This window comes from Archangium sp., assembly GCF_057119385.1.
In genome coordinates, this window is sequence record NZ_DBNGVP010000210.1 from 15,439 (window position 1) to 27,045 (window position 11,607).

At 69.2% G+C, this 11,607-nt stretch carries 12 protein-coding genes and 1 pseudogene; 2 read left to right on the forward strand and 11 right to left on the reverse strand.

Translation table 11 applies throughout. From position 1 onward, the window contains the following. Positions 1–17: 17 nt before the first annotated feature. The 9 genes from gvpJ to AC16DP_RS47965 all read right to left on the reverse strand — a co-directional run bounded on the left by gvpJ (position 18) and on the right by AC16DP_RS47965 (position 7,857). Positions 18–314, reverse strand: coding sequence for a gas vesicle protein GvpJ (gene gvpJ, locus AC16DP_RS47925; protein ID WP_329735234.1), 297 nt, complete (start codon positions 312–314; stop codon positions 18–20). A gap of 99 nt (positions 315–413) precedes the next feature. Continuing rightward, the gene (locus AC16DP_RS47930) at positions 414–1,115 is read right to left on the reverse strand and encodes a GvpL/GvpF family gas vesicle protein (protein WP_329735235.1); all 702 of its coding nucleotides are present in this window, start codon (positions 1,113–1,115) and stop codon (positions 414–416) included. Further along, on the reverse strand, positions 1,108–1,965 hold the full coding sequence (locus AC16DP_RS47935; RefSeq protein WP_329735236.1) for a GvpL/GvpF family gas vesicle protein: 858 nt from the start codon (positions 1,963–1,965) through the stop codon (positions 1,108–1,110). Before AC16DP_RS47935 ends, AC16DP_RS47930 begins: the two co-directional genes overlap by 8 nt. Positions 1,966–2,279: 314 nt before the next feature. Further along, positions 2,280–3,209 (reverse strand): MaoC family dehydratase, encoded by a 930-nt coding sequence (locus AC16DP_RS47940; protein ID WP_329735237.1) that lies wholly within the window; start codon positions 3,207–3,209, stop codon positions 2,280–2,282. A 75-nt stretch (positions 3,210–3,284) separates the two neighbouring features. Further along, positions 3,285–4,538: a hydroxymethylglutaryl-CoA synthase family protein gene (locus AC16DP_RS47945; RefSeq protein WP_329735238.1), complete on the reverse strand. Its 1,254-nt coding sequence runs from the start codon at positions 4,536–4,538 to the stop codon at positions 3,285–3,287. Positions 4,539–4,562: 24 nt separating this feature from the next. After that, on the reverse strand, positions 4,563–5,603 hold the full coding sequence (locus AC16DP_RS47950; protein WP_329735239.1) for an alcohol dehydrogenase catalytic domain-containing protein: 1,041 nt from the start codon (positions 5,601–5,603) through the stop codon (positions 4,563–4,565). Positions 5,604–5,651: 48 nt separating this feature from the next. Further along, the gene (locus tag AC16DP_RS47955) at positions 5,652–6,392 is read right to left on the reverse strand and encodes a CoA-transferase subunit beta (protein WP_329735240.1); all 741 of its coding nucleotides are present in this window, start codon (positions 6,390–6,392) and stop codon (positions 5,652–5,654) included. After that, positions 6,389–7,189, reverse strand: a complete 801-nt coding sequence (locus AC16DP_RS47960; protein WP_329735241.1) for a CoA transferase subunit A — start codon at positions 7,187–7,189, stop codon at positions 6,389–6,391. Before AC16DP_RS47960 ends, AC16DP_RS47955 begins: the two co-directional genes overlap by 4 nt. After that, complete coding sequence (locus tag AC16DP_RS47965; RefSeq protein ID WP_329735242.1) at positions 7,186–7,857, reverse strand: TetR/AcrR family transcriptional regulator; 672 nt, start codon at positions 7,855–7,857, stop codon at positions 7,186–7,188. The genes AC16DP_RS47960 and AC16DP_RS47965 overlap by 4 nt, the downstream gene beginning before the upstream one ends. 234 nt (positions 7,858–8,091) lie before the next feature. Between AC16DP_RS47965 and AC16DP_RS47970 the strand changes: the two genes are divergently transcribed. Then, complete coding sequence (locus AC16DP_RS47970; protein ID WP_329735243.1) at positions 8,092–8,448, forward strand: hypothetical protein; 357 nt, start codon at positions 8,092–8,094, stop codon at positions 8,446–8,448. A gap of 154 nt (positions 8,449–8,602) precedes the next feature. Next, a complete protein-coding gene (locus AC16DP_RS47975) occupies positions 8,603–8,791 on the forward strand; it encodes a hypothetical protein (protein ID WP_414640824.1) in 189 nt (62 codons plus the stop codon). A gap of 58 nt (positions 8,792–8,849) precedes the next feature. On the opposite strand, the gene AC16DP_RS47980 is transcribed toward AC16DP_RS47975, so the two are convergent. Beyond that, positions 8,850–10,190, reverse strand: coding sequence for a hypothetical protein (locus AC16DP_RS47980; protein WP_329735244.1), 1,341 nt, complete (start codon positions 10,188–10,190; stop codon positions 8,850–8,852). After that, a pseudogene (locus AC16DP_RS47985) lies at positions 10,187–11,607 on the reverse strand (hypothetical protein); the annotation flags it as partial. The gene AC16DP_RS47980 and the pseudogene AC16DP_RS47985, both read right to left, overlap by 4 nt.

The window sequence follows — 11,607 nt, forward strand, 5'->3', positions numbered from 1 at the left end:
GAGAGGGGTTGTTCGCGCTACACGCCCATCGCCGCGGCGGGCACGCCAGCCGCCGCCATCGCCGGGGCCGGCATCGGCAGGGCCGCGTTCTTGCCCTCGTGGAGGGCGCTGCTGGTCGCCGTGAGGCCAATCGCCGCCGCGTACTTCAGGTACGTCTCGACCGAGGCGATGACCACACGCGCCTCCACCGAGAGGATCTGGATGCCCACCAGGGAAACCGTGGCCCACACATCGATCACGATGCCCTTGTCCAAGATGATGCTGATCACTTCCGCGAGGCTGGACGAATCGGTCGACTTCGTAATGGCCGCCATGACTGCCTCCTGTTGTGTTGGGCTCGGACCTTGGCCTTCCCGTCCTTGCTTGCCTTGACGCTTAACAGGGGGCTCCGACATGTTTGTCAATGGACAGAATCACGCCACGAAATTGAAGGGCGGCCACGGCCCGCTCAGCGTGATGTCTGTATTTTCGACAGGAATTGACGACACCGCCGTGCGGAATGCGCTCACCTGCTCGCGCGGCACCAGGAAATACAGCGAGCAGAGCGCGGGCTCGCCCGGGCGCGGGGATGGAAACTCCGTGCGGTGTTCCCTGCACAGTGGCGCCACCCTCGAGAGCAGGGACTGCTCCAGCGCCTCGCACTGCTCGCGCAGCCGGTTCTCCGCGGAGTAGTGCCGCCGACGGGCCTCGAGGTACGCGGCTCCGGAGCGGTGCATCGGCTTCACGGCCGTGTCTGGCTCGGTGGGTGGAGGGGACACGGAGAGCAGCACTCGCACTCCCAGTTCCACGCAGCCCGCGACACGCGTGAGCGCGCGCACGTAGGTGTCCCGTTGCTCATCGAGGTGGGCGCGCACCTCTGACTCTCCGGAGAGCATGCAGCCAAAGCGCATGGGCACCACATCGGCCACGGCGTGCTGCGAACGGATCACACGCGCATACTCGAGCAGGTCCGCCTTCGTGGGTGCCTCCACCCGGGCGGGCTCCGCGATGGGCGAGACCACGGCCGCGAGCCCACCGTGCACGATGCACTGGAGCCACTCCGCTCGAGCTCCATGCGGCAACGCCGCCCGCGCGTCCGCGATGCAATGGAGCAGCAGACCAGGCCTGTCAGTCATGAGTCCGCACCTCGCTCGCGTCGCCGGGCGTGTCGCCGAGGGTCGGCGCGAAGTTGTAGGCAGGCCAGGGCCCTCGCGCCGACAGGTGCAGGCCGCGCGCCGACAGCTGCTCCGCCAGGGGTTCGAGCCGTCTGGACAGCTCAGCCTCCGCGCCTCGCGGCAGGAGGAGAGCCCAATGAAAGACGCCCTCCCGTTCCGGCTGCTCCGCGTTGCGCGAAGGGGGCCGCAGCGAACGCCGCTCGAGCACAAGTCCCTCGAGGGCCCGCGCGAGCTCCGTCTGGGTCTCCTGGGCCCACGCACGCGCCGCGCGCACCGCGTCCTTCCGCAGCTTCTGCTCCATCAAGTACCGCGCGCCCCCTTGCACCGGCAGCTTCGCCACACGGGGGTCCGCGGCGAGCATGGCCTCCTCGCAGGCCCTCACATCCAGGAGTCCTTGGAGCGACCACTCCTCTTCGTGCGCTGCCTTCTCGATGAAGGCCGAGATCCGCGCCCGCTCGCGGCGGAGCAGCTCCTCGAGCCGCTCCGCCGAGGAGAAGAGGCACCCGAAGCGCAATGGCAGGACCGGGGAGGCGTGCATCATCTGCTCGATGACGGCCTCGTGGCGCAGGGCGCGCGGCCCGAGCCAGGCCAAGTCCTTCAAGTGGGGCTCGCCCACCTCCCCTGTCCATTCGTGGAGCGGCACCTCGCAGCAGATGGCCGCGAGGTCCTCGTGCACCCTCGCACCGAGCGGCGTTGCTCCGTCGATGCCCTGGCCCACCGCGACTCCGGCAGCATCCGCGCGCGCGAAGCAGAAGACGTACAGCCCCACGCCTTCTTCACTCGTGGAGCGGGGAGTTTCTCTTGCGTTCATGGTGCCCCGCAGTGTCCCTCCCGCCTCCGACAGAGACGGGGGTGCACGCGAGCTCCATGACGTCAGGAACAAGACAGGTGCTCAGGGCCGGAGCACCGTGTGTTGTCTCCTGGTCACTGATCCCTCTCCCCTCGGGAGAGGGTCGGGGTGAGGGTATCTGAATCCGTTCTTCAACCCGTGGCCAACAGTGTGGGCACGGGGTTCAACTCGAGATCCGTGGCACCCTCACCCCGTCCCTCTCCCGGAGGGCGAGGGGAAATGGGCACGGAGCGAGGGGAAATGGGCACGGAGCGAGGAGTTATTGGGCACGGAGCTCAGCGCGGACCCGCGTTCACGCCGTCAGAGGAAGCACCGGGTGACAGCTGGCCCATGACGTGCGGCTGGCCATCATCGGACTTCACGCGGTAGGCCACGGCGCCATCCCGCTGCACCGCCGTCTGGAAGACCACCCGCGAGGGCAGCAGCAGCGGGCGGCGGAACGTCGACGTCAGGGTGAGGGCAGGCGCTTCAGCCGCCTCGCCCATCTCCGCCACGCAGCGGCCCACGGTCCACATGCCGTGCGCGATGGCCCGCGGAAACCCGAAGGCCAGCGCCGTGAACGCATGCAAGTGAATGGGATTGTAATCCCCCGAGGCCCGCGCGTAGCGGCGGCCCGTGTCCTCGGTCACCTTCCACGACGCGGGACGGCTGCGGGCGAAGAGCTCGTCCTCCTGCGTGGCGGCGGCCGTGGCACTCGCGGGCCGCTCCTCACGAGAGCGCTCGCCAGCACCGGGCAGGCGGCGCAGCATCGTGGTGACGGCGCTCCACACGAGCACCCCGTCCTGCTCCACACGGGTGTGCAGGTCCAGCTCGCGGCCCTGCCGCACCTCGCGCTGGCCCTCCACCGACGCCACCACGGAGAGCGAAGCGCCCTCCGCCAGCCGGCGGTACTGTCGGATGTGGTTGCGCACGTGGATCATCCCGAGCAGCCGGTAGGGAAACTCGGAGCGATTGAGCAGGGCCAGGTGCAGCGGCGCGGCGAGCACCTGGGGATAGGTCAACGGCAGGTAGCCGTCCGCCGGGAAGTCGCACACCTCACGGTAGAGCGCGAGCTGCCGCGGATCCGGCGTGAAGGAACGCATGTGCACCTCGAGCCGGGGCACATCGCTCGGACGCGCGGAGCGGCGGGCCACGGCGGCCCGCAGCAGTTCCACGGCGAGGGACGGAGGTTCAACGAGCTCCAACACTGGCGGAGAAACGGACAAGATGTATGGCTCCTGTGATGTCTGCGTATTCAATCCGTCCACCGTCCTTTCGACGTAGAGGCGTCTGGGCTGGTCTCAGCCCGCGGCGTAGATGCGGCGGTGTTCGCGGATCTCCTTGAGGCGGAACTCCCCCGGCGCCGGGGTCAACGGCTCCGGCGCGTCCGAGGCCAGCCGCATGATGCGCTCGTACTCCTCCACCGAGACGCGCTCCCGCTTCGCGAGCACCGCCTCCACGTCCGCCTGGGCCATCCGCTTCGCGGCCCCCTCCCCCACCACGCCCGAGTAGAACTCCGCGACGCACCCGCTCCCGTAGGACAGCAGGCCCACCCGCTTGCCGGCCAGCGCGGCGCCCTCCCCATGCAGCAGCCCCGCGAGCGCCAGGTACAGCGACGCCGTGTACACGTTGCCGATGCGGGCGTTGAGCCCCAGCGACGACGCCACCTGCGCCTCGTAGCTGGCCTGCGACTTGGCCGCCTCCTCGCGTGCCGCCGGAGTGCTGTTGCGGCTGCCCGGCGCGTCCTCCAGGTCGCACAGCCTCAGCTGCGTGTGCGCCTTGCGTGCCATCTTGCAGAAGGGCACGTGGTAGAGGATGCGCGCGAGCTGCTCGCCCGGGAGCGAGTCACTCCAGCGCACCACCTCGTGCGCCAGCGCGCGCTCGCGCCAGCCGCGGTACGCGCCCGAGAGCGCATCCAGGTAGCAGCTGATGGAGTAGTGCCCGTCCACCACCGCCTCCCGCCGGCCGAGCGGCCGCCAGAAGTCATACACATCCATGGAGCACACGCCGTTCAGCCCGATGTCCAGCGCCAGCAGGTCCGGCTGCTCCGATACCAGCAGCGCCACCGCGCCACCGCCCTGGGTCGGCTCGCCCGCCGTGTTCAGCCCGTAGCGCGCGATGTCCGAGCACACCACGATGGCCGAGCGGCCCGCCGCCGCGCCCGAGGCAATCCACTCGGCGGCCGCCATCAGCCCCGCGGTGCCGCCGTAGCACGCGTGCTGCGTGTCGTAGGTCCGCATCGTCCTCGGCAGCTTCAGCAGCCCCTGGACGTGCGAGGCCACCGCCTTCGAGTGGTCCACGCCCGTCTCCGTGCCCACCACCAGCATGCCCACCTTCGACGGATCCACGCCGTTGCGCTGGATGAGCCGCGACGCGGCGCTCGCGGCGAGCGACACCGAGTCCTCGCCCGGATCCGCCACCGCCATCTCCTTCGCACCCAGGCCCGCGGTGAACTTCGCGGGATCCACACCCCTGGCCCGGGCCAGGTCCTCGATGTCCACGTACCGGCGGGGGACCGCGATGGCCAGCGCTTCGATTCCAACCTGCTTCTTCATGGAAAGCTCCTCAGCCTCGTGGGCTCACTGCAGCTCGGGGGGAACCAACACCAGACGGCCCGCGACCTCGCGGTTCTCCAGACGGAAGTGCGCCCTCCCGGCCTCCGCCAGCGGCACCGCCTCCGCCACGAAGGGACGGATCTTCCCGTCCGCCACCAGTTGCAACGACTGGTCCAGCTCCTCGCGCGTGGTGGCGTACGCCCCGAGGATCTCCAGCTCCTTCACGATGACCAGGCCCGGATTCAGGTCCACCGTGCCCGTCTCCAGGTTGCCCACCACCACCACCCGGCCGCCCGGCGCCATCGCCTTCAGCGTCTGCCCGAAGGTCACGCTGCCGACGATCTCGATGGCCACGTTGACGCCCTCGCCGCCCGTGCGCCGCCGCGCCTCGGACGCGAAGTCCAGCCCGCGCGAGACGATGACCTCGTCCGCGCCCGCCTCGCGCAGCGCCTGCACCTTCGCCTCACCGGACGTCACCGCGATGACTCGCGCCCCGTCCAGCTTCGCCAGCTGCACCGCCGCCAGGCCCACGCCACCGCTCGCCCCGGTGATGAGCACCGTCTCCCCATCCCGCACCCGGCCGCGCGTGCGCACCGTGTGCACCGCCGTGCCGAGCGTGCAGCACACCGTGGCCGCCACCGGCCAGGGCAGGTTCGCGGGCACCCGGCCCAGTCCCGCCACCGGCGCCGTCATGTACTGCGCGTAGCCTCCGGAGAGCTCCTCCCCGAAGAAGCGGTTGTCCTTCTTGCACAGGCTGTTGCGCCCGCTCTTGCACAGCGCGCACTCGCCGCACGAGAGCCGCTGCAGCGTCGCCACCCGGTCGCCCACCTTCCATCCCGGCGTGTCCGGGCCCACCTCCACCACCTCGCCAGCGGCCTCGTGGCCGAGAATGGCGGGCACGTGCGTGCGCGGCAGGTTGCCCCGGCGGTTGATGACGTCGTGGTAGCAGACGCCGCAGGCATGCACGCGGATGAGCACCTCGCCTCGTCCCGGCCGGGGATCGGGCACGGACTCCAGCTTCAAGTTGCTCGCCTCACCAAACTCACGCAGCACGACAGCCTTCATGGGGGCACTCCCTGGCCGGTAAAGACACTCTGTCTGGGTATGGAAGACTCAGGCGCCCACGAGCTGATCTCGGAGGCCTCTGGAATCGATGGCGCGGATGGCGGACACGGTGCGCGCATCCGGAAGCGGCGTGACGGGCAGCGGCTCCTCCACCTCGAAGGAGAAACCGGTGCGCTCCTGGATGGCCTCGAGCTCCACCCAGGGATGACGGGCCAGCAGCCGGGCCCCGCCCGCCCCGAGCTCGAAGACGCCCAGGTCGGAGATGAGCTTCACCGGGCGGTGGTCATCCCGCGTGGTCGCCACCTGCACCTCGGGCACGAGGTTGCGGCGCGACTGGCGCGGCACCACCAGGATGGGCCGGCGCACCCACTGCCGCAGCGTCGCCGCCCCCGCCACTCCGGGGAACTTGCTCCGCGGCCGCTCCAGGCTGCCCGAGGCCGTCATGTTCGTCCGCCCCTGCGCATCCACCTCGGCGGCCCCGAAGAAGACGGTGTCCACCCTCCCCCGCCGCGCATGGTCGAAGAGGTCCGGGATGGTGATCTCCGCCGAGCGTCCCTCCAGGTAGCCGAGGTCCTCGGACGAGGGGTACAGGAACGGCAGGTCCGGATCCAACGAGCCCACACACGACAGGTACGTCAGCCCGGGCGCATGCGTGGCCCGGGCCACCGCGATGGCGAGGATGGCCAGCGGCGAGGCGACTCCGGTGGCCACCACCGCCCCATCATCGATCTCCTGGGCGAGCAGCGAGACCACCAGCTCCGCGGGAGTCACGGCGGGCGCCACGTTCATGCCGCCCTCCGCGTCTGGAGCATCGCGCTCAGGAACTCCGCCTCCCGCCCGGCCTCGGCCAGCGCGAGGTAGTCCGCCAGCATCGCGTCGTCGTGCGGGTACAGCCCGGTGCACCCGGTGGGCAGCGCTCCCTGACGCGCCAGGGCCACCCGCTCCACCTGGAAGCCGGGAATCGTCACCCGGGGAAGCTTGGACACGCGCTCCTCGGCCGTGGCCAGCACCCGCCGGGCCGCGCCCGCCACCAGCACATCCGTGGTGGGGTCCTCGATGAACAGGTTGCCCCGCTCGTCCGCCGCGCGCGCGTGGATGAGCGCCACGTCCGGGTAGAAGGCCGGCTCCACCGGCACCCGCTGCCCGGTGAACGGATCCACCACCGTCTGGAGCGGATCCGCGTCGGCCAGCTCGGACACGTCCGCGTCCGGCGCGGGCAGGAAGGGCACGCCCATGGACGCCGCGCGCAGCCGCTGGACGATGCGGTAGCCGTCATGCTCGCGCCACTGCAGCCGCCCCTGCTCGATGGCCCGCTTGAGGCAGGGCATGGGCCGCACCCGGTTCTCCAGGTTCAGCGCTCCGAAAGGCAGCTCCACCCGCGACAGGCAGCCTCCGGCCACCAGGAACTCGGCGGGCAGCGGGTTGGGCAGGGAGATCAGCTTCAAATCCTTGCGGCCCTGGGCGATCAGCTCCAGCACCATGGCCATGGGCGCGCGGCCCAGCATGAAGCCACCCGGGGCCAGCCACGCCCCATCCGGGATGGAGGCCACCAGCTCGGACAGCGAACCCCAACGGCCCGGCTTCATGACTTCTCCCCCACCGCCACGGGGGGAACGATCGACAGCTGCGGAGCCCCCGCCCCAGGCACGGCCGCCACCGCGGGCGTGGCGAGCCCACCGAAGAGCAGCTCCACCATCTCGTTGGAGACCTGCTCGGCCGACAGCCGCCCATCGGGCTGGAACCACTTGTAGATCCACAGCACCATGCCGAGGAACGAGAACGCCGCCACGGTGGGCTGCACGGCCCGGATGCGTCCCAGGCGCACGGCCTCGGAGAAGGCGTCCTCCAGGAACCGCACGTAGGCCTTCTTGCGGCTGTCGATGAAGGCCCGGGCCTCACCGGTGAGCGTGGCGTGCTCGTGGAGGATGATGATGACCTCCTTGCTGCACCCGCCCGTCACCAGGTGGATGTTGAGCCGCATGCACTCGCGCAGCCGCTCGACGGGATCCTCCAGGTGGCGCACCTGGTCGAGCACCTGCTGCTCGAAGGCATCCATCCCGTAGCTCATGATGTCGAAGAGCAGCTGCTCCTTGTTCTGCACGTGGTGGTAGAGCCCCGCCTTCGTCATCCGGCACGCGGCGGCGATCTCCTGCATCGACGTGCCCTCGTACCCGCGCTCGCAGATGAGGCGCGCCGCCGTCTCCAGGATGGTCCTGTAGCGCTCGCCGTCATCTGGCCTTCGCCCCGAGTTCATCGCGTGTCCTCCGTGGGTAGCCGTCCGCCACCCGGACGACCTACCGACCGGTCGGTAAATGCACTCGACCGACACGGGGCGTCAAGCCAAAATCACCCGAGGGGGAGGGACACTCGTGAAAACAAGGGGTTGGCGGATGCCTCCTCCCCGGACGGAAGGGACAGGGCTCGCTGCATCACCCACACGGACATACCCACCTTCCTGGCGCCAGAGAGGCACGGCAGGAGGCGGAAGATGGCGCTGAATCTGAGGAAGCGGCTCGCGGTGGCGGGGGCGGTGCTCGGGGCTTCGCTGTTCACGTTGGCGGTGGCCAACGCGCAGTTCGATCCCACCACGGGACAACCCACGACGCCCGGCATCTCGCCGACGCCCCCGGGGCTCACGCCCCCACCGGGCGTCTCGCCTTCACCGGGGAGCGTGCCCACGACGACTCCGTCCCCCTATGACACGGATGGAGGCCTCGGTGGCTCGGGCATCAACCCCATGCCGAGCTACCCCTCGCCCTTCGACTCGACGGACGCGGGGCTGGGCGGCTCCGGCGGACTCATGCCTCCCCCCATCCTGGGCGATCTGGACGCGGGGCTGAGATAGGCAAGGAGACATCCATCCGACAGATGCCCCTCCCGGGAGGGCTGTTTACAACCGGGAACCTGCGCCTCCTGGTGACCATCAACAGTACTTCCGGAATCCGGGCACTGCGCCCTGGACGGCGGCGGGTGCGGCGCTCCGGGGCCCGAAGGACGAAGTGCTCAAGCCGGTGCTGCTCTGGCAGCCGCCCCCCATCCTTCCGGACGCGCCGGGAGAGGCGAGCGACCAGGGTGTCGTGGTGGACGTCATCGCCACGGAGAGGGAGGCCCGGTGGACGTACACCCTCATCCTGTGGGACGCCGGGCGTCAGCGCACCGTCACCCTTGGCCATGTAACATTCCCGTAAGGGGCAGGACCGTGGGCGACTGAGGCGCAGGGCAGCAGGCCCCGTGTCGTTTCGCCCGTCAGTCCCGGTGCCGCTCCGCCACGCGGTAGAGACAGGTGAGGGAGCAGTCCAGCAGCGACTGTCGCGAGCGCATGTAGTTGCGGGCCCGGACGAAGGGAAGCCACACGCGGTTGCCCACGAGTACCTGAGCCTCCTCGAGCTTCTGGCGCGGAATCCACCGGCCGCCCAGGTTGCGCACCAGCACCTCACCCAGGTACGCGCCAATGGCGGGCACCGCGTGCTCGTCGATGGCTTCGCGCAGCCGGCTCTTGGGGAATTCCTCGCTCCAGAAGTAGTAGTCGGCATCCGTGAGCGACTCGGGCGTGGCCTTGAAAACGGAGGGCACCTCCGAGTGCAGCAGCGCCACAAGGTGCTCGGCGTAGAGGCTGTACTGCTGGAGAGCGCTCTCCACATTCTCTACATCCGCAGGCAGGGCAGCGTCAGCGGGGCGCCACTCCTCGGGCTCAGGAGGGCACCACGCGTTGAGCTCGGCAATCCGCCGCTGACGCTCGTGACTCGCGGCGCCGTCCACTACCCGGGAGAGAAGCGGGGCCAGGTCCGGGTGGAAACGAGGCTCCACGGGGGCCAGCATGGCGCTGCGCTCACGCAAGTTACGCAACACGGTGTCGAAATCAAGGTCCGGCCGGAGGTGGGCGTGGGCTCGAGCCTGTGCGAGCCGGGCCTCCTTGCTGGCGAAATCCGCCACGGTGGGCCACGTCACCAGGAGGACGGAGCCGTTGGGCAGTTCCTCCACACGGTGGGCTGGGGTGGACAGCATTCGCTCGCGACCAACCGTCTCCACCAGTTTGGGACCGAAGACGTTGAGCCAGAACACCTCGTAGACTTTGTCGAACCCGTCTTCGCGGCAAGTCTTCTTGTCGCGGCCGAAATTGGGAGAGTCCGCCAGTATCATGTCATCAGTGCTGTGAGCCACGGCATGCGTGACGGGATAATGGGAGGCCCATGTCCTCACCATTTCCACGAAGTGGTGGCAGCGCTCCGCCTCCGCGAAGAAGGAGAGGGGCTTTACGTTGATGAAGATTCCCAGTCTGGGAGGCAGCGGCGGAAACCAGAGACTGAGCGATATATCCAATGCGGGCCACTTCGTGCGATAGAGCCCGAACACCGTGCTGTTCTCGTCGCGCCGCTCCTCCAGGGACTTCCAGACGGCGGCGCGGGAGTATTTGCGGCGCCGCTTGCCGTTGACGATGTCCGGCATCCACTCTCCGGCGTATTCCTCGAGTGCCTGAAGAAAGGGCTCCAACTGTCCCTCCAGCGCCGCCTGCTGGTCGAAGACAGTGTCGAACTCGAGTCGCAGGAGATCCTCCGGTTTCAGATCGTGCACACTCAGCCACTTCATTGGACGACCACCTCGACTCCCGGAACCGCAGCCTCTGTTTCGCTCACGGCGCTCCTCAACATCTTGTCATTCTTGGGCATGAGTTTGCCCCCCTCGTAGATGAGGCGAACTCTCGATACCTGCACCTCGCCGCTCCCTGGGAAGAAGGGTTGGATGGAGCCTCGGCGGATATCCAACGTCTCGCCGTACTTCCGCAGAGCTTCAATCGCGTCCGCCTTCATTTGCGCCTTCAGTGCTTCTTCCTCTAGCAGCGCGAGATCTCGGCTCTTGAAACTGAACGCCTCCACACGCCGTGGCCCTCCGCCAATTCCCCCCTCTTCGATGACGAGCACGTCCGCGAAGCGCAGGCCGGTGCCCGGCTTCCGCACGCCCACCTGCGTTTCAAGGCGGGGCCTGTCGAAGTCCTCCAGGAAGAGGCGCTCGGCCCGAGGCTTCAGCGCGTCCTCTTGCAGCAGCTTCACCATGTCGCGCTCGAAGGCCAGCCCCCGGGCAAACCACCCGCGCAACTGCTCGTAGCCTGCCCATTTCAGCGTGCCCTTGTTGGCCTTGCCCTGCTCCACCTCCCTGAAGCGCTCGTTGTAGTACTCCACGTACTCGCGCCAGCGCGGGTTGCCCCGGGCCTCGGGCGGTGGGGCGTCGAGGGAGGGGCGGTGTTTTTCGAGGACCGCCACGTCCTTGGGCAGGCGCGGGCCCGTGGCCTCGAGCTCCGCCGCGGCGAGCTTCGCTTCCACCACCTCCCGCGTGTGGCCTACGCCCTCATCCACCAGTGAGGCCAGGGTGCCAGACCGCTCCCCGACAACGGCCGTCTTGGGGGAGAGACGTGCGGCTTCGTCCGCCGAGCCAGCGGCTTCCCCGGCGCCCGCCCCGCTTTTCGCGGGCGGGGAGCCCGAGGCCCCAGACCTGGCCTTGGACATGAGGGGCCGTGCACTGGCCACATTTCCCCGGGCCTCGTACAGCGCCAGCGCGGCGTCCGCCCCTCCCTCGACCACGAAGCGCCCTGCCTCACGGCTGGCCCGGATGTAGCCCGCCAGGTCGCGCAGGCCCTGGAGGTTCATCACTTCTTGGAGCTGCCGCGCCGTCTCGGTCAGGGCCCGAAGCCGCGATTCCACAGCTTGCACCCCGGTGCGCAGGCGCAAGCGCACGCCCGCGGCGCCTTCCCCCTTGGCAAGGTAGCGCACGCCCTTGTAACCCCCGATGAGGGCCAGCACCAACGCAGGTGCCGCCTCACGCGTGCCCTCCTCCATCTCGCCGTTCCGGAGCAACCACACGCCATGGAGGGAGGTGGCGACAAAGTGGTAGCTGCCCAGCGGCACACCAAAGGTGACGTGGTCAAACGCACTCACCGCCATGTCGTCCGCCGAGGCGTTGAGCACCCCCTGCTTCTCGGCCTTCTCGAGGGCCTCCTGGTACTCCGGCG